The organism is Vibrio sp. QJM3NY_35, from assembly GCF_057785915.1.
In genome coordinates this window covers 2,584,144-2,603,268 of record NZ_CM173507.1, presented here as the reverse complement: position 1 = coordinate 2,603,268, position 19,125 = coordinate 2,584,144, and the positions used below count along the sequence as shown (strand labels likewise).

Genomic DNA, 19,125 nt, shown 5'->3' with positions numbered 1-19,125 from the left:
AAGATCGCTCTCTATCTTTGCCCACACTTATTTGGTTATTAAACCTGCTTTTAGACTGAATTCGCTTTCTAAGGTGCGAGTTCCGAAACGTGCTCGGTTAATCTTTCTCTTAGTGCCTGCTCTTGCTCTTCAGATAGTCTTCCACCGGCTTCACTGGTCAGAATAAACAAATCCTCAGCTCGCTCACCTATGGTGGTGATTTTGGCACCATGTAAGTTGATGTCTAGTTCCGCGAAGGTTGCACCTACTTGAGCCAATAACCCCGGCGTATCAAGGGCTCTTAACTCCATCAAGGTACGTTTTTTGCTCTTGGTTGGTAGGAACTCAACTAAGGTTTTGACCTTAAAGTGTTGCAAGTTACGTGGCGTGCGACGCGTCTTAATCTTAGTCGGACGGCCATCAGCCAATACATGAGTCAGATGTTTAGCAACGGCTTTGTGTCTTGCTTCATCAATCGCTTCGCCGTGTTGGTCTAGTACGATAAAGGTATCCAAAACATGACCATCTTTGCTGACCATGACCTGCGCGTCATGAACGTTAAAGTTACGTCTGTCGAGTTCGGCAACCACGGTCGCAAACAGTGCCGCTTGGTCTTTACAGTAAACGAACACTTCTGTGCCACCACGCGTCGCTTTCTTACTGATCAGCACTAACGGTTGGCTTGGGTCTTCTAGGCGAAGTAAGTGCTCACAGTGCCAAGCGATTTGTTTATGTGTGTGACGCAAAAAATAATCGGCTTTGAAGCGTTGCCATAACACTTCAATTTCACGAGCAGTGAAGCCTTCTTTACGCAGCAGTGCTGATGCCATTTGTTGATTGTGGCGAATACGATCTCTGACATCGACTGGGTTTTCCAATCCGCGTCGCAGTGCTCGCTGCGTTGAGTGGAATAGCTCTGCTAACAGCGTTCGCTTCCAGCTGTTCCATAGCTCTGGGTTAGTTGCACAGATATCGGCAACGGTTAAACAAACCAGTAGCTCGAGTGATTCTTCATCACGAACCTTTTTTGCGAATTCAGTGATTACATCAGGGTCGTAGATGTCACGGCGTTGAGCGGTCACAGACATCAACAGGTGGTTTTGTACCAACCACGCGACTTGTTTTGCTTCAGGTTTTGATAACCCGTGTTCAATACAGAAAGAGTAAGCTTCAACAGCGCCAATTTCTGAGTGGTCTCCACCGCGGCCTTTGCCGATGTCGTGGAAGATAGCCGCCAGAATCAGCAGCTCTTTCTTCTGTACGCGTGGGTAGACTTCACAACAGATAGGGTGCTTGTCGTGGTTCTCAATTTGGCCAAAACGGTTAATGTGCTTGAGCAGGCGAATACTGTGCTCATCCACAGTGTATACGTGGAATAGGTCAAACTGCATCTGGCCAACGATCTGGCTCCACTGCGGTAAGTACGCTGAGAGCACGCCCAGCTTATGCATTAAGCTAAAGGCTTTGTGTAGTGCATTTGGGTGGCGAACTAGATCCATGAACTTGTCACGAGCTTCAGGAATCGTATGCAGGAAGCGGTTCAATCGACGACGTGCCGTTCGCAATTGTCGTAATGTTGGTGGGCTTACCCCTTCGATAGTCGAGTCATTAGCGATATGGATAAACATATCGAGAATCGTTTCTGGTCTAGCTTGGAATAGGGCCGGCTTGCGTGCTTCGATCAATGACCCTCGGCGTTGGAAGTCATTGTCGAGAATCTCAGCTTCTTGGGTCTGGCCACCATTGATGATTGCTTGATCGAACAATTTAAGCAGCATTTTGTTGAGCTCGGCTACGCGACGAAGGGTTCGGTAGAACTCTTTCATCATCATCTCAACACCACGGTTACCTTCGCCAGTGTAACCCAGGTGTTCAGCAACTTGAGCTTGATGGGCAAAGGTGAGGCGGTTGTCGTAACGGCGCAGCTCTATGTGCAGTGCAAAGCGAACTCTCCATAGGAAATCTTGGCACTCCACTAGCTCGCGATATTCAGCATCAGTTAGAAAGCCGTACTTGCTCATTTCCAGCAGAGATGTGGCACCAAAGTGGCGACGCGCCACCCAGCTAAGGGTATGGATGTCTCTGAGTCCGCCTGGAGTCGATTTGATATCGGGTTCAAGGTTGTAAGTGGTGTCGTGGTAGCGAGCGTGACGCTCTCTCTGCTCTTGAATCTTAGCCTTGTAGAAGGTCTCACTTGGCCAAAATGAATCAGAATGAATCTTCAGTTTCAGTTCTTGGAAGGTGTCTTCACTGCCGCACAATAAACGCGACTCTTGCAGGTTAGTTGCAACGGTTAAATCATCAATGCCGATCTCAAGACATTCGGCAATCGTGCGCACCGCGTGGCCGACTTCTAATCTTAGATCCCAGAGTAGGGTGATGAATTGACTGACTTTCTCGCCGAGTGCTGGTGGCAACGTTTTTTGCGAGACGATAAGAATATCAATGTCGGACAAAGGGTGTAGTTCGCCACGACCATAACCGCCCACAGCGACAAGTGAAATATGAGGCAGTTTGTTGAATCCGAAATTTTCCCACAAACGATTGAGAAGTAAATCCATGTATTCGGAGCGCAGTAGAACCAAATCGGTGACGGGGTGGTGGTTCAGAAATTCATTTTTTTGATACTGCGTGAAGATTTCGAGCTGATTTTTTAATTCGCAGATTTCAATTTGTTCGTCATTGAACGTAAGAGGGCATTGATAAGGCATAGTCTGCTATCCGTGCAAGCAAATGAGAATAGTAAACAATTTAACAGAAGCTGATGGAAAATCGAAATTGAGTGGATAAAAAAATATCCTCGACAATGCGAGGATATTTTTAAAAGGCTGATGCGTTTAGTTCGGTGAACTAAGCGTTCTTCATGATACGTGGGATTGTATCATCGCTGCGCAGTGTTAGTACTTCACAACCAGTATCAGTTACAACCAGAGTGTGCTCCCATTGAGCCGAGTTCTTGCTGTCTGCTGTGTATACTGTCCAGCTATCTTGGTCATCAAGACGGCAGCCAAACTTACCCGCGTTGATCATTGGCTCGATAGTGAAGCACATACCTGCTTTTAATACAGTGCGGTCGTTGTTTTTGTAGTGAACGACTTGTGGGTCTTCATGGAATTCAGCCCCAATGCCGTGACCACAGTAATCTTTAACAATTGAGAACTTAGCGCGTGGGTTGTTCTTATTGTTTGTTTTGATGTACTTCTCGATAGCAGTACCGATTTGGCCAAGTTGAACACCTGGCTTAACTTGGCGCATGCCTTCGTAAAGCGCTTCCTGAGCAACCATGCATAGACGCTTGTTTGCTGGTGAAACTTCACCCACAAGGAACATCTTAGAGGTATCGCCATGGTAGCCTTGCGGACGAACGCTTAGGTCTGCGTTTTCGTCATCAGGGATGATTACTGTGATATCAACGTTAAGAATGTCGCCATCTTTTAGTACCGCAGGCTTAAATTGACCTGTGCTACCAGTTTCGTCTTGTGATGCTGGAATACCGTGGCACACAATGTGGTTGATAGAGGTACAGATTGACTTAGGGAAACCGTGATAATCAAGTGGTGCTGAGTATGCGCCTCTTTCTAGAGCGTATTCATGACAGATTTTGTTCAGTTCTTCTGTCGTGGTACCTACTTGGATATGAGGTTCAATCATCTCTAGAATTTCAGAAGCCAGCTTACCGGCAACGCGCATTTTTTGAATTTCTTCAGCAGTTTTAATTTTTACAGCCATTGCATATCTCTTAATTTGGTAGCACCTAAGTGTGCATATTGGGGCTATTCTAGCAGTGCAGCATTTTAGCGCAACATTCTGATACCCATATAATGCTGGTGGATACTACTCAACCTGAGTGATTTACGTCCGGTCTATTAAGATAGAAGTGAATGAATAGCGACACTATTTTTAGGTAAATTTCGCCGATAAGGATCAGTATAGCAGTCGCCATTTTTAGATTTTTTTCTAGCCATAGATAGACAAAATATGGTATAAAGCGCGCCGGACATCAGGACTGTTTTCTCCAATTGGCGAAACAAGCTTTGTGTCCACTAACTTATTTCTTTAAATCACACACATTCCGACACATGTTCCGGGGTGCCTCAACAACACAGATAACGGCTGAAAAGTGGTTAGTTGTTAGGGGTCGGATTCATGGGGGATGTGGAGGCCTAACCCCATAGAGGATTTTAAAATGGCAACTGTATCAATGCGCGATATGCTTAAAGCTGGTGTTCACTTCGGTCACCAAACTCGTTACTGGAACCCAAAAATGAAGCCATTCATCTTTGGTGCTCGTAACAAAGTACATATCATCAACCTAGAAAAAACTGTACCAATGTTCAACGACGCTCTAGCTGAAATCGCTAAAGTTGGCGAGAAGAAAGGTAAAGTTCTTTTTGTTGGTACTAAGCGCGCTGCATCTGAAGCTGTTAAAGAAGCTGCTATCAACAGCAACCAGTTCTACGTTAACAACCGCTGGTTAGGCGGTATGCTAACGAACTACAAAACTGTTCGTCAGTCTATCAAGCGTCTGAAAGAACTTGAAGCGCAAGCTCAAGACGGTACTTTCGACAAGCTTACTAAGAAAGAAGCTCTAATGCGTACTCGCGAAATGGAGAAGCTAGAGAAATCTCTTGGTGGTATCAAGAACATGGGCGGCCTTCCAGACGCTCTATTCGTAATCGATGCTGATCACGAACACATCGCAGTTAAAGAAGCAAACAACCTAGGTATCCCAGTTTACGCTGTAGTTGATACTAACTCTAACCCAGACGGCGTTGACTTCGTTATCCCAGGTAACGACGATGCAATCCGTGCAGTACAGCTTTACCTAAACGCTGCTGCAGACGCGGTTAAAGAAGGTCGCAACAAAGATGTTGCTGCTGTAGCTGCTGAAAAAGACGGTTTTGTAGAAGCTGAATAATAGCGGCTCTGAGCCATATTTAGTTCACATTAAGCGGTCATAATCGATGGCTTAACGGACTGAATACAGTCAATATCAGGGGCCAATTAATTAGGCCCCTGTTTTTTATCTTTTTTAGAATTTACTGAGGAATAGAGAATGGCAACTGTAACTGCAGCTCTAGTTAAAGAACTTCGTGAACGCACAGCTGCGGGCATGATGGAATGTAAAAAAGCGCTTGTTGCTGCTGAAGGCGACATCGAGCTAGCAATTGAAAACATGCGTAAATCTGGCGCAGCAAAAGCAGCTAAGAAAGCTGGTAACGTTGCTGCTGAAGGCGCAATCATCATCAAAGAAGCAAACGGCGCAGCTGCTCTTCTTGAAGTTAACTGCCAAACTGATTTCGTAGCTAAAGATGCAGGTTTCCTTGCATTCGCTAACGAAGTTGCTGAAGTTGCTCTAGCAGAACGTCTAGAAATCGCTGATCTTCAAGCTAAATTTGAAGAAGCGCGTATCGCACTAGTAACTAAAATCGGTGAAAACATCAACATCCGTCGCGTACAATTCGTTGAAGGTGTTGCACTAGCTTCTTACCGTCACGGCGAGAAAATCGGTGTTGTTGTTGCTGGTGAAGGCGAAGCTGAAACTCTTAAGCACGTTGCAATGCACGTTGCTGCATCACGTCCTGAGTTCCTAAACCCAGAAGACGTACCAGCAGACGTAGTTGAGAAAGAAAAAGCAGTTCAAGTTGAAATCGCTATGAACGAAGGCAAACCAGCTGAAATCGCAGAGAAAATGGTTGTTGGCCGTATGAAGAAATTCACGGGCGAAATCTCTCTAACTGGTCAAGCTTTCATCATGGAGCCTAAGCAAACTGTTGGCGCTATCCTTAAAGAGAAAGGCGCTTCAGTATCTAACTTCGTACGTCTAGAAGTTGGTGAAGGCATCGAGAAAGCAGCTGAAATGAGCTTTGCTGACGAAGTTGCAGCGGTACAAAAAGGTTAATCCTTAGCGTATTGTTTGAAAAGAGACCGTGGCAAATGCTGCGGTCTTTTTATGAATAGTGAATTATTTTTTAGCTGTTATGAATGCAAACTGAGCTATTCAGTTTTTATCCATGACTGTTAATCATCAACTCTTTGGAAGGTAAACTCCATGACTACGAACCCTAAACCGGCGTATCAACGTATTCTGTTAAAACTTAGCGGTGAAGCACTACAAGGCGAAGAAGGTTTTGGTATTGACCCGACGATCCTTGATCGTATGGCTCAAGAAGTGAAAGAATTGGTTGAACTAGGTGTTCAAGTAGGCGTTGTTATCGGTGGCGGTAACCTTTTCCGTGGTGCAGGCCTTGCTGAAGCAGGTATGAACCGCGTTGTTGGTGACCACATGGGTATGCTTGCAACGGTAATGAACGGCCTTGCAATGCGTGACGCTCTTCACCGTGCTTACGTAAACGCACGTGTAATGTCTGCAATCCCTCTTAAAGGTGTGTGTGACGACTACAACTGGGCAGACGCAATCAGCCAACTACGTCAAGGTCGCGTTGTGATCTTCTCTGCTGGTACTGGTAACCCATTCTTCACTACGGATTCTGCTGCATGTCTACGTGGTATCGAAATTGAAGCTGACGTAGTTCTAAAAGCGACAAAAGTAGATGGTGTATTTACTTCTGACCCTGTAGCAAACCCAGACGCAGAGTTGTATGATACGTTGTCTTACAACACGGTTCTTGATAAAGAACTTAAAGTAATGGACTTGGCTGCATTTACGCTAGCACGTGATCACAAAATGCCAATCCGTGTATTTAACATGAATAAACCAGGCGCACTACGCCGCGTGGTTATGGGTGAAACTGAAGGTACATTAATCAGCGACGCTGACTAATTTTTCGGGCTTACTGAGGTGTTATACTTTGGTAAGCTTATCCTTATCACTCCAAATAAAAAGCTTTCTTGAAGAAAGAACATAATCAAGGTGAAATTGTGATTAACGAAATCAAAAAAGACGCTCAAGAGCGCATGGTAAAAAGTGTTGATGCACTAAAAAACAGCCTGCAAAAGATTCGTACAGGTCGTGCGCACCCAAGCCTACTTTCTGGTCTTACTGTTGAGTACTACGGTGCTCCAACGCCTTTGACTCAAGTAGCTAACGTTATCGCTGAAGATGCACGTACACTAGCTATTACAGTGTTTGATAAAACACTGACTCCTCTAGTTGAAAAAGCAATTCTGACATCTGACCTAGGCCTAAACCCTATGTCTGCTGGCACAGTTATCCGTGTTCCACTTCCTCCGCTAACGGAAGAGCGTCGTAAAGACCTAGTTAAAATCGTTCGTGGCGAAGCTGAAGGTGGCCGTGTTGCTATCCGTAACATCCGTCGTGACGCGAATGGCGATCTAAAAGCACTTCTTAAAGATAAAGAAATCTCTGAAGATGAAGATCGTAAAGCACAAGACGAAATTCAAAAGCTAACTGACGCTGCGGTTAAGAACGTAGACGAAGTTCTAGCTGTTAAAGAAAAAGAGTTGATGGAAGTTTAATTTTCCATATTCTTTTCTTTCCGGAAAAACGCTGTACTCACGGTGCAGCGTTTTTTTATGCTACTCTGTTCGACTATTAGAATTTGATTCACTCTTTTATGCATAATTCTCAAGCGTTCACAGACTCTCTTCCTAAACACATTGCTATCATCATGGATGGTAATGGTCGCTGGGCAAAAGCTCAGGGCAAGCCTCGCGTCTTTGGCCATAAAAACGGTGTTCAAGCCGTTCGTAAAACTATCTCTTCTGCAGCCAGACTTGGCATTAAAGCTGTTACTCTTTTTGCGTTTAGTAGCGAGAACTGGCGTCGTCCTGAAGAAGAAGTCGGTATTTTGATGGAACTGTTTATTTCAGTGCTGTCGAGTGAAGTAAAAAAGCTTCATAAAAATAATCTACAACTTCGTGTTATTGGTGATAAAAGTCGTTTCAATGATCGACTACAAAAGAAGATAGAAGAAGCAGAAGCTTTGACTAGCACCAATACCGGTATGGTTATTAACATTGCGGCTAACTACGGCGGTAAGTGGGATATTCAACAAGCAATGACCTCTATTGCTCAACAGGTAAAGTCTGGCGATATTAATGTAGATGACATTGATGAAGCTATGATTACACAGCACCTGACGATGGCAGATATTCCTGAGGTTGATCTACTTATCCGTACCAGTGGCGAATGCCGCATTAGTAATTTTATGCTTTGGCAGTTGGCTTACGCCGAAATGTATTTCACTGAACAATTCTGGCCAGACTTTAATGAAGACAGCTTAGTAGAAGCTGTGACTTGGTTTGTTAACCGTGAGCGTCGTTTTGGATGCACTGGTGAGCAAATTAAAGCTCTGATGGACAGTTAATAAGGATTTTTTGGTTTGAAACAACGAATTATTACGGCGTTGATTTTGGCTCCCCTAGTTATTCTAGGAATTTTCGAGTTATCACTTCCCACGTTTATTCTTTCATTAGCGGTTATTTCGCTATTGGGATACTGGGAGTGGACTCAATTTGTTGAAAGCAAATCGCGTTATCTAGCGTTGATTCCTACGGTTGTGGTAAATGCTGCAAGTTTTGCTTTTATCCCTTTTGATGCATTTAGTCTCAATAATTTATCGAGTGCTCACTACGCCATTCTAACGATTGGTTCGATTTGGTGGGTAATCGCGAGCGGCATGGCTGTGACTTATCCTAAGTCTATGCCAGCATGGAAAGATTCCTCTCTTCTTCGTCATGTCTTTGGTGTGCTGACTCTGCTGCCATTCTTCTGGAGTGTGGTTATCCTGCGTGCTAATGGTATTGATGTAGACCCTTACCACGGTGCGAAATTGGTGATGTTTGTTTGCTTGCTCGTGTGGGCTGCAGACAGCGGTGCTTATTTTGCAGGAAAGAGCTTTGGTAAACGTAAAATGGCGCCAGCAGTAAGCCCTAACAAGACCATTGAAGGTTTAATTGGCGGTATTATTACTGCAGTGATCGTGGCTTGGATCTTCGCTGATTTATTTGATATCCAATTCACCAGCCCGCTTCACATGATTGTTATTACCCTTGTGACCGTCGTTATCTCTGTTCTTGGTGACCTTGTTGAAAGCATGTTTAAGCGTGTTTCTGGGGTGAAAGACAGTAGTAATCTGATTCCTGGTCATGGTGGTATACTTGATAGAATAGATAGCTTAACGGCTGCATTCCCTGTCTTTGCTCTGCTTTATTTAGCATTCTAATTAAAAGGGCAGTGATTCTGCCCTTTATTACATTTCTACGGTCATATGTGATGCGAAATCTAACTATCCTTGGCGCTACCGGCTCGATTGGTGCAAGTACACTAAAAGTCGTTGAGCAAAACCCAGATCTCTATTCAGTGGTTGCACTGGCTGCTGGCTCGAATGTTGAAAAGATGCTGGCGCTAGTTGAAAAGTGGCAACCAAGCTATGCTGCTATGGCTTGCCCTGATGCAGCGTCTCAACTGACTGAAGTGTTGTCCGCGAGTTACCCTAACGTAAAAGTGCTTTCAGGCACTGAAGGCATGTGTCAGGTTGCTTCTCTAGAAGAAGTGGACACGGTAATGGCTGCGATTGTTGGTGCCGCTGGTTTACTTCCTACTATGTCTGCGGTTAAGGCTGGTAAGCGTATCTTGCTTGCTAATAAAGAAGCCTTGGTAATGTCTGGGCAGTTGTTTATCGACGCCGTAGAAAAATACGGTGCAGAACTACTTCCTGTCGACAGCGAGCATAATGCTATTTTCCAATGCCTTCCGCAAAACGTACAAACCAACCTAGGCCGCTGTAATCTTGAAGAAAACGGCATTAACCATATTCTTCTGACTGGTTCTGGTGGTCCTTTCCGTTATACCGATGTGGCTGAACTCGAATCAGTGACTCCTGAACGCGCAATTGCACACCCTAACTGGTCTATGGGTCCTAAGATCTCTGTCGATTCTGCGACTATGATGAATAAAGGGCTAGAGTACATTGAAGCGAAATGGCTATTTAATGCTTCTCAGGAACAGTTAAAGGTCATCATTCATCCACAGTCTGTGATTCACTCTATGGTCCAGTACAAGGATGGCTCTGTGCTTGCTCAAATGGGCGAACCGGATATGGCGACGCCAATCGCTTTAACGATGTCTTACCCTGAGCGCACAGAAGCGGGTGTGAAGCCTCTGGATTTCACCAAAGTGGCCGAGCTGACTTTCTTAGAACCAGACTTTAGCCGCTACCCATGTTTAAAATTAGCAATCGAAGCGTGCTACTTAGGTCAGCATGCGACAACCGCAATTAACGCGGCAAACGAAATTGCAGTCGATGCTTTCTTGAACAATCGAGTGAAGTTTACCGATATTGCAGTCATTAACGAGCATGTTATGAGCAAAGTATGTGAACAACATAACTCTGAGGGCTTAGACAGCTTGGAAAGCCTTCTCGAGCTAGATAATATGTCTCGTCAAATAGCCAATCAATTTATTAAAGAGCAGCTAGCATGAGTGGAATTTTGTGGAACTTCGCATCCTTTATTGTAGCGCTTGGTATTCTGGTCGCTGTTCATGAGTTTGGACACTTCTGGGTTGCTCGTCGCTGTGGTGTGAAAGTTGAGAAATTCTCGATTGGTTTTGGTAAATCAATCTGGAGCAAAGTTGGCCGTGATGGTACGGAATACAGTTTGTCAGTCATTCCATTGGGCGGCTACGTTAAGATGCTTGATGGTCGAGTTGATGACCTTTCTGAAGACGAACAACAATACGCTTTTGATAAGAAGCCATTATGGAAAAGAACGGCGATAGTTGGTGCAGGCCCTGCGTTTAACTTTATCTTTGCCGTCTTTGCGTATTGGCTAGTATTTTTGATTGGCGTGCCGGCAGTTAAACCTGTAATCGGTGAAGTCACTCCGCAATCTATTGCTGCACAAGCCGGAATTGAAACTGGAATGGAACTTAAATCTATTTCAGGAATCAAAACCGCAGATTGGGAATCAGTCAATATGGGTTTGATATCACATATAGGTGATCAGTCCATGACTGTAACGGTTTCTTCTCAAGACGATATCGGCTTTGAGCAGCAGATGACATTGGATATTTCTGACTGGTCATTTAACCCAGAAACTGAATCGGCAATGACAACGCTTGGTTTTAGACCGTACTCTCCAGAGATATCGACCGTACTGGCTCAAATCATTGATGACGGTGCTGCATACGATGCAGGAGTAGAGGCTGGCGACAAAATTGTTGAGATTAATGGACAGCCTATTGAACAGTGGCAGTCGGTTGTTGAGTTGATTCGTGCAAATCCAATGACATCATTGGATTTGGTCGTATTGCGAAATGGAGTTGAACAGCCATTAGTTATGACGCCAAAAAGTCGCGAACTTTCTGATGGTTCTACAATCGGCTATGCGGGTATTGCTCCAGAAGTCGCAGAATGGCCAGAAGATTATCGCTTTGAGTTACAATTTGGTGTAATTGAGTCTGTAGGAAAAGCATTTGATAAAACAGGTCAAATCATTGGATTGACGCTGACAATGCTTAAGAAGCTCATCGTTGGTGATGTTGGCTTAAATAACTTGAGTGGCCCGATTTCAATAGCTAAAGGTGCAGGGACAACCGCCGATTACGGTTTGGTTTACTTCTTAGGCTTTTTAGCTCTGATTAGCGTTAACTTGGGGATTATTAATTTGGTTCCGCTGCCTATGCTTGATGGCGGACATTTGCTCTTTTTCGCTATTGAGGCCGTTACTCGTAAACCGGTTCCTGAGAAAGTTCAGGAAATGGGATACAGAGTGGGAGGTGCAATCCTCTTCTCTTTGATGGCTCTGGCAATATTTAATGATTTTACTCGTCTGTGAATGGTTTCTCACAGGCATTGGTAGTAGCAAGGAATAATTAGAATAAGTATGGCGATTAAGCAAATTCTGTTCGCAAGTCTATTAGCCACTAGTGTGGCAGCGAACGGAGCACAAAACTTTGTAGTTCAAGATATCAAGATCGAAGGTTTACAACGTGTTGCACTTGGTGCAGCTCTACTGAAAATGCCAGTGCGTATTGGCGATGAAGTGGATGAAAGCGATGTATCTGAGATCATTCGTGCATTGTATGCTTCGGGTAACTTTGAGGATGTTAAAGTCCTTCGCGATGAAGGTGTTTTAGTTGTTCAAGTCAAAGAACGACCGACCATCGCAAGCATCTCATTCTCGGGTAACAAAGCGATTAAAGAAGAACAGCTTCAACAGAACCTAGATGCATCTGGGGTTCGTGAAGGTGAAGCCCTTGACCGTACTACGCTGAGTAACATTGAGAAAGGCCTTGAAGATTTTTACTACAGTGTTGGTAAGTATAACGCGACAGTAAAAGCGGTTGTGACGCCTTTGCCTCGTAACCGTTCTGACCTTAAGTTTGTGTTTACTGAAGGCGTATCCGCTAAGATTCAGCAGATCAACTTTATCGGTAACGAAGTCTTCACTGATGCAGAACTGCTTAGCCGCTTTAATTTAAATGTAGATGTCGCTTGGTGGAACTTCCTTGCGGATGAAAAATATCAGAAGCAAGTACTGGCTGGTGATATTGAAGCGCTGAAATCTTACTACCTCGACCGTGGTTACCTTAAGTTTAAGGTAGATTCTACTCAGGTGGCGATCTCTCCAGATAAGAAAGGCGTTTATATCACGCTTGGTATTGATGAAGGCGAAGCCTACACCGTTAAAGATGTCGCATTTCGTGGTGAACTTATCGGCCGTGAGGCTGACTTTGAAGCGTTAGTACCATTTGAAGATGGCGATACTTATAACGGTTCATCGGTAACGTCTTTAGAAGAGAACGTAAAACGAATTCTTGGTGAGTCTGGTTATGCCTACCCACAAGTCCGTACTATTCCTGAATTTGACGATGAGACCAAAGAAGTGTCGTTAGTTATCAATGTAGAAGCGGGCAGCCGTATCTATGTTCGTGACATTCGTTTCACGGGGAACAACTCAACGAAAGATGAAGTACTGCGTCGTGAAATGCGTCAAATGGAAGGCAGCTGGCTTAACTCTAAGTCAATTGATACAGGTAAGAGCCGTCTTAACCGTTTAGGTTTCTTTGAAACAGTTGATGTACAAACAGTTCGTGTTCCTGGTAGTGAAGACCAAGTTGATTTGGTTTACAACGTTAAGGAAGCGAACTCAGGCAGTATCAACTTTGGTGTCGGCTACGGTACTGAATCTGGTGTGAGCTTCCAAGTTGGTTTACAACAAGATAACTTTGCAGGTTCTGGTAACCGTGTTGGCGTAAGTGCCATGATGAACGATTACCAAAAGAATGTGAGCTTAGACTACCGTGACCCATACTGGAACTTAGATGGTGTTAGTTTGGGCGGTAAGATCTTCTATAACGAGTTTGAAGCATCTGAAGCGGGCATCGTCGACTATACCAACCAAAGTTATGGTACTAGCTTAACATGGGGTTTCCCTATGGATGAGCTGAACCGTATAGAGTTTGGTGTTGGCTACACGCACAACAAGATCGGTAATGTACCGACTTACATCCAAGTAGAACAGTTTGCGAGAAGTATTGACCAATATGGTGACGAGCACATCTTAACGGATGACTTCGATATTAATATTTCTTGGACGCGTAACAATTTGAACCGTGGTTTCTTCCCAACCGAGGGTAACCACCAACGTGCTTTCGCTAAAATGACCGTACCAGGCTCTGATGCTCAGTACTTCAAAATGCAGTACGATGTAAAACATTACATCCCGCTGACCAAAAAGCATGAGTTCACACTATTGATGCGTGGCCGATTAGGCTATGGTAATGGTTATGGTCAAACGGATGGTAACGATAACTTGTTCCCATTCTATGAGAACTACTACGCAGGTGGTTTTACAACCCTACGTGGTTTTGGTTCTAACTCGGCTGGTCCGAAAGCCGTTTACGGAAGCAGCACAGGTAACAACCCAACTTACGATACCGCTACTGATGATTCAGTGGGGGGTAACGCGGTTGCTTTGGCAAGTTTAGAGTTAATTGTACCGACTCCGTTTGCTTCTGATGAAGCGCGTAGCCAGATCCGAACCAGTGTCTTCTTTGACATGGCAAGTGTATGGGATACAGAGTTCGTAGACCGTGGCGCACCTAACAGTGGCGGCCAGTACTACTACGATTATTCTGATCCAACAAATTACCGTTCATCTTATGGTGCAGCCCTTCAATGGATGTCACCGATGGGCCCACTGGTTTTCTCTCTAGCGAAACCAGTTAAAATTTACGAAGGTGATGATGAGGAATTCTTCACATTTACCATTGGTAGAACTTTCTAATATTTAAAGGACAATATTTTGAAAAATATGATTAAAGCAGCAGGTTTAGGCCTTGTAGTTCTTAGCTCTTCTTTCTTTGCAACAGCTGCTGAAGCTGCGCAAAAAGTGGGTTATGTAAACACTGCACAAGTATTCCAGGCTCTACCTCAGCGTGAAGTTGTTCTTCAAAAAATGCAGGAAGAGTTCAAAGATAAAGCGGCTGAGCTGCAAAGCATTCAAGCTGAAGCGAAAACGAAGATTGAAAAGCTTAAGCGTGATGGCGAGCTACTAGGTCCAGAGGAAGTTGAGAAGCTTCGTATCGAAGTAGGCCAACTAGACAGCAAGTACAAAATCAAAGCTCAAGCACTAGAAAAAGCAAGTCAACGTCGTGAAGCACAAGAGAAGCAGAAGCTATTCAAAGTGATTCAAGATGCTGTAACTAAAGTTGCAGAGAAAGAAGGCTACGACATGATTGTTGATATTCAAGCTCTGCAGTACGGCAAGCCGGAATACAACATTTCTGAGCAAGTAATTAAATCACTGAAATAAGTTTATGAAGAACCTGACTTTAGCCGAATTGGCAACGATTACCGGGGGAGAGCTACACGGAGACGGTACGGTTACCGTTTCAGCAGTTGCTCCTATGGATAAAGCGCAAGAAGGAAACATTACGTTCCTTTCGAACGTGAAGTACAGCAAGCACCTTGGTGACTGTAAAGCATCCGCTATTATGGTTAAAGAGAGTGAGCGCGAACTGTGTAAGACCAACGTGATTGTGGTCAGCGACCCTTACGTTGCTTTTGCTAAAGTTGCTCAAGCGCTTGATACTACTCCTGCACCCGCAGCGGCTATCGCTGATTCTGCTTCAATTTCAAGCGATGCAACCATTGGACAAAATGTGTCTATCGGTGCGAACGCTGTGATTGAGTCTGGTGTGGTACTTGGTGATGATGTGATCATCGGAGCTGGTTGTTTTATCGGTAAAAATGCAAATATTGGCACAGGCACTAAGCTATGGGCTAATGTAAGTGTTTACCATGAAGTCGTGATTGGTGACGCGTGTTTGATTCAATCAAGCACTGTCATTGGCTCTGATGGCTTTGGTTATGCGAACGAGAAAGGTGAGTGGGTTAAGATTCCACAAGTCGGTTCAGTTCGCATTGGTAACCGTGTAGAAATTGGCGCGTGTACAACCATCGACCGTGGCGCATTAGATGACACAATCATTGAAGATAACGTTATCTTAGATAACCAGCTTCAAATTGCTCACAATGTTCACATCGGATATGGTTCTGCTATTGCAGGTGGTACTATTATCGCAGGCAGCACGACGATAGGTAAGTACTGTATTATTGGTGGCGGTTGTGTGATTAATGGTCATATTGAAATCGTTGGCGGCGTTACAATCACCGGTATGGGGATGGTAATGCGCAGTATCACTGAGAAAGGCATGTACTCTTCGGGTATTCCTTTACAGCCAAACAAAGATTGGCGTAAAACAGCAACGCGTGTACATCGTATTGATGAAATGAACAAGCGTTTGAAAACCGTTGAAAAACTTATCGAGAAGAGCGCGGAATCATAATTCCAGCATTTCTAATAAAAGGCTCGCGTACAGCGAGTCTTTTTCGTTTATAATCCTTCTAATTAAATAAAGAATATACATAGGAATACGACTTTGACTACTGAACAGACAACGATGAACATTACTGAAATTCAGGAACTATTACCTCATCGCTACCCATTCTTAATGGTTGATCGTGTGACTAGCTTTGAAAAAGAAAAAACGCTGACTGCGATTAAGAATGTCTCTGTTAACGAACCTCAGTTCACAGGCCACTTCCCTCAACTTCCTGTATTCCCAGGCGTGTTGATCTTAGAAGCAATGGCGCAAGCAACTGGTCTTCTAGCATTTAAATCATTTGGTGCCCCTTCTGGTAACGAGCTTTACTACTTTGCAAGTGTAGATAAAGCTAAATTCCGCAAGCCTGTAGTGCCAGGTGACCAACTGATTATCGAAGTTGAATTCTTAAAAGAGCGTCGTGGTATTGCATCGTTTAACGGCGTTGCTAAAGTTGACGGCGTAGTTGTATGTTCAGCTGAACTTAAATGTGCTCGTAGAGAGTTTTAATATGATTCATGAAACAGCGAAAATTCACCCGGCAGCAGTAATCGAAGGTGATGTAACTATCGGTGCTAACGTGACGGTTGGGCCTTTCACTTACATTGCTGGTAACGTGACAATTGGTGACGACACTGAAGTGATGTCGCATGTGGTGATCAAAGGTCACACAACCATTGGTAAAGAAAACCGCATCTTCCCACACGCTGTTATCGGTGAAGAGAACCAAGATAAGAAATACGGTGGCGAAGAGACAACAGTTGTGATCGGTGATCGCAACGTGATTCGTGAGGCGGTTCAAATTCACCGTGGTACAACTCAAGACAAAGCAACCACAGTGATCGGGGATGACAACTTACTTTGTGTTAATGCTCACGTAGCACACGATGTTATTGTTGGTAACCATACTCACATTGGTAACAACGCTATTCTTGGCGGTCACGTAACAGTGGGTGACTACGCTGGTGTAATGGCGCTATCTGCGATTCACCCGTTCTGTTCAATAGGTGCTTACGCCTACATTGGCGGCTGTTCTGCTGTTGTTCAAGATGTACTGCCGTACGTGCTTGCACAGGGTAACCATGCGGCTCCATTTGGCCTTAACCTAGTGGGCCTGAAGCGTAACGGATTTGAGAAACCAGAAATTCGTGCACTACAGAAAGCGTACAAAGAGTTATACCGTTCAGGTAAAACACTTGAAGAAGCGAAAGCGGCTTTAGTTGAAATGGCAAAAGAGTTTACTTCGGTTACTCCTATGCTAGAAATGCTAGAGAACTCTGAGCGCGGTATTATTCGTTAATACTTGATATGATTGTTTACCAATCAGCGCAAGTACGACAATAATGACTTAATCAGATTGGTATAACAAAAAGATCGCTACTCATTGGGCGGTCTTTTTTGTTTTAGGCAAGAAGGGAATTGGAAAACTATGGCACAGCAAGAAGCAGCAACCAATAGCTCGGACTTTGTTTCGAATGAACCTCTACGCGTAGGTATCGTCGTCGGAGAACTCTCGGGTGACACGCTTGGCGAGGGTTTTATTAAAGCGGTCAAATCACAATATCCGAATGCTGAATTCGTGGGTATTGGCGGACCAAAAATGAAAGCGCTTGGTTGTGAGTCTCTTTTCGAAATGGAAGAGCTTGCCGTGATGGGGCTTGTAGAAGTGCTTGGTCGTTTACCTCGTTTGTTAAAAGTGAAAGCGGAACTGGTTAAGTATTTCACTCAAAACCCGCCAGATGTCTTCGTTGGTATCGATGCGCCAGACTTCAACCTAAGACTTGAATTGGATCTTAAGAACGCGGGTATTAAGACCGTTCATTATGTCAGCCCTTCAGTATGGGCATGGCGTCCAAAGCGTATCTTTAAAATCGACAAAGCAACCGACTTGGTACTGGCTTTCTTGCCGTTCGAAAAGGCGTTCTACGATAAATATAACGTTGCTTGTGAATTTGTTGGCCATACATTGGCAGACACCATTCCACTAGAACCGAATAAGAAAGAGGCTCGCGAGCTTTTAGGTTTAGATCAAGATAAGCCTTGGTTAGCCGTATTACCGGGTAGTCGCGGTGGTGAGATGAGTTTGATTGCTCAACCCTTTATTGAAACTTGCCAGCGTATTAAGCAAAAATACCCTGATATCAATTTTGTTGTTGCGCTCGTTAACGAGCAGCGTAAAAAGCAGTTTACGGAAATCTGGCAATCGACTGCACCTGAGCTTGAATTCACGTTAGTGGAAGATACTGCAACCAACGTGATTACCGCTGCTGATAGTGTGCTTTTGGCTTCAGGTACAGTAGCTCTTGAGTGCATGCTGCTGAAGCGCCCAATGGTTGTGGGCTACAAAGTAAATAAACTGACGGGTTATATTGTTAAGAAGCTGGCGATCACTGAGTTCGTATCACTGCCGAACATCTTAGCTGGTGAAGAGATTGTGAAAGAGCATATTCTTGAAGAGTGCCACCCAGACTTCTTGTTCCCATCTGTCGATAAGATGCTATCAGCCGATAATAGTGCCTTGATCGAACGTTTTACCGAGATGCATCACTGGATACGCAAAGACGCAGACAAACAAGCCGCTAATGCGGTATTGAAATTGATTGACCGACCTTTTGTTGAAGCATAAAGCGCTTACTTACAGAACATTAAGAGATTAGTTATGGCAGTAAAAGAGAAAAAAGAGCTTCCTCCATTTGAGTATCCGCAAGGCTACCAGCTGTTTGCTGGTGTGGATGAAGTAGGCCGTGGTCCTTTGGTTGGCGATGTGGTGACCGCTGCGGTTATCCTCGATCCAAACAACCCAATCGAAGGCTTGAACGACTCAAAGAAATTATCTGAGAAAAAGCGCCTAGCTCTGCTTCCAGAAATTAAAGAGAAAGCTCTGGCATGGTCTGTTGGTCGTTGTTCTCCACAAGAAATCGATGAGTTGAATATTCTGCAGGCGACTATGGTCGCTATGCAGCGCGCTATCGCTGGGTTGAGCGTTCAGCCTGACATGGCACTAATCGATGGTAACCGTGTTCCTCAACTTCCAATGGACGGTCTGGCTATTGTAAAGGGCGATTTACGAGTAGCAGAGATCAGTGCGGCGTCTATTATCGCTAAAGTGGTTCGTGACCAAGAGATGGAAGAACTCGACAAGCTGCATCCAGAGTTTGGTTTTGCGAAACACAAAGGTTACCCAACTAAAGCGCATTTTGAAGCGATTGAAAAGCATGGTGTTACCGAGCATTACCGTAAGAGCTTTAAGCCAGTAAAGCGTATTCTAGGCATTGATTAAGCTCTATATAGACTAGAGCTTTACGTTAACTAGAGCTTAGCATCGAATA

General features: G+C 44.4%; 17 protein-coding genes. 15 read left to right on the top strand and 2 right to left on the bottom strand.

What is annotated here, in order from left to right; genetic code table 11:
* Window positions 1-68 precede the first annotated feature (68 nt).
* On the bottom strand, window positions 69-2,690 hold the full coding sequence (gene glnD, locus AC3CH3_RS11645) for a bifunctional uridylyltransferase/uridylyl-removing protein GlnD (RefSeq protein WP_488537199.1): 2,622 nt from the start codon (window positions 2,688-2,690) through the stop codon (window positions 69-71).
* Between the two features lie 139 nt (window positions 2,691-2,829).
* A complete protein-coding gene (map, locus tag AC3CH3_RS11640; RefSeq protein ID WP_488537198.1) occupies window positions 2,830-3,708 on the bottom strand; it encodes a type I methionyl aminopeptidase in 879 nt (292 codons plus the stop codon).
* 457 nt (window positions 3,709-4,165) lie between these two features.
* Here map and rpsB point away from each other — a divergent pair, with 457 nt between their 5' ends.
* The 15 genes from rpsB (at window position 4,166) to rnhB (ending at window position 19,076) form a co-directional block, all read left to right on the top strand.
* Complete coding sequence (rpsB, locus tag AC3CH3_RS11635; protein ID WP_009847420.1) at window positions 4,166-4,897, top strand: 30S ribosomal protein S2; 732 nt, start codon at window positions 4,166-4,168, stop codon at window positions 4,895-4,897.
* 138 nt (window positions 4,898-5,035) lie between these two features.
* Window positions 5,036-5,881, top strand: coding sequence for a translation elongation factor Ts (gene tsf, locus AC3CH3_RS11630; RefSeq protein ID WP_048606678.1), 846 nt, complete (start codon window positions 5,036-5,038; stop codon window positions 5,879-5,881).
* A 150-nt stretch (window positions 5,882-6,031) separates the two neighbouring features.
* Window positions 6,032-6,763, top strand: coding sequence for a UMP kinase (gene pyrH, locus AC3CH3_RS11625; protein ID WP_017630771.1), 732 nt, complete (start codon window positions 6,032-6,034; stop codon window positions 6,761-6,763).
* Between the two features lie 98 nt (window positions 6,764-6,861).
* Entirely contained in the window at window positions 6,862-7,419 is a 558-nt protein-coding gene (gene frr, locus AC3CH3_RS11620) for a ribosome recycling factor (RefSeq protein ID WP_017060741.1), read from the top strand.
* 98 nt (window positions 7,420-7,517) lie between these two features.
* Complete coding sequence (gene uppS / locus AC3CH3_RS11615) at window positions 7,518-8,270, top strand: undecaprenyl pyrophosphate synthase (RefSeq protein WP_017063364.1); 753 nt, start codon at window positions 7,518-7,520, stop codon at window positions 8,268-8,270.
* 15 nt (window positions 8,271-8,285) lie between these two features.
* Complete coding sequence (locus AC3CH3_RS11610; RefSeq protein WP_488537197.1) at window positions 8,286-9,128, top strand: phosphatidate cytidylyltransferase; 843 nt, start codon at window positions 8,286-8,288, stop codon at window positions 9,126-9,128.
* A gap of 50 nt (window positions 9,129-9,178) precedes the next feature.
* A complete protein-coding gene (gene ispC / locus AC3CH3_RS11605) occupies window positions 9,179-10,387 on the top strand; it encodes a 1-deoxy-D-xylulose-5-phosphate reductoisomerase (protein ID WP_488537196.1) in 1,209 nt (402 codons plus the stop codon).
* Window positions 10,384-11,742: a sigma E protease regulator RseP gene (rseP, locus tag AC3CH3_RS11600; RefSeq protein ID WP_488537195.1), complete on the top strand. Its 1,359-nt coding sequence runs from the start codon at window positions 10,384-10,386 to the stop codon at window positions 11,740-11,742. The genes ispC and rseP overlap by 4 nt, the downstream gene beginning before the upstream one ends.
* A gap of 48 nt (window positions 11,743-11,790) precedes the next feature.
* Window positions 11,791-14,196 (top strand): outer membrane protein assembly factor BamA, encoded by a 2,406-nt coding sequence (gene bamA, locus AC3CH3_RS11595; RefSeq protein WP_488537194.1) that lies wholly within the window; start codon window positions 11,791-11,793, stop codon window positions 14,194-14,196.
* A gap of 27 nt (window positions 14,197-14,223) precedes the next feature.
* Complete coding sequence (locus AC3CH3_RS11590) at window positions 14,224-14,724, top strand: OmpH family outer membrane protein (RefSeq protein WP_017063367.1); 501 nt, start codon at window positions 14,224-14,226, stop codon at window positions 14,722-14,724.
* A gap of 4 nt (window positions 14,725-14,728) precedes the next feature.
* Window positions 14,729-15,760 (top strand): UDP-3-O-(3-hydroxymyristoyl)glucosamine N-acyltransferase, encoded by a 1,032-nt coding sequence (gene lpxD, locus AC3CH3_RS11585; protein WP_017079409.1) that lies wholly within the window; start codon window positions 14,729-14,731, stop codon window positions 15,758-15,760.
* A 93-nt stretch (window positions 15,761-15,853) separates the two neighbouring features.
* Window positions 15,854-16,306, top strand: coding sequence for a 3-hydroxyacyl-ACP dehydratase FabZ (gene fabZ / locus AC3CH3_RS11580; RefSeq protein ID WP_004734341.1), 453 nt, complete (start codon window positions 15,854-15,856; stop codon window positions 16,304-16,306).
* Between the two features lies 1 nt (window position 16,307).
* The gene (gene lpxA, locus AC3CH3_RS11575) at window positions 16,308-17,096 is read left to right on the top strand and encodes an acyl-ACP--UDP-N-acetylglucosamine O-acyltransferase (RefSeq protein ID WP_004734340.1); all 789 of its coding nucleotides are present in this window, start codon (window positions 16,308-16,310) and stop codon (window positions 17,094-17,096) included.
* Between the two features lie 129 nt (window positions 17,097-17,225).
* Window positions 17,226-18,422: a lipid-A-disaccharide synthase gene (lpxB, locus tag AC3CH3_RS11570; protein ID WP_488537193.1), complete on the top strand. Its 1,197-nt coding sequence runs from the start codon at window positions 17,226-17,228 to the stop codon at window positions 18,420-18,422.
* Window positions 18,423-18,455: 33 nt separating this feature from the next.
* Entirely contained in the window at window positions 18,456-19,076 is a 621-nt protein-coding gene (rnhB, locus tag AC3CH3_RS11565) for a ribonuclease HII (protein WP_017069379.1), read from the top strand.
* Window positions 19,077-19,125 lie beyond the last annotated feature (49 nt).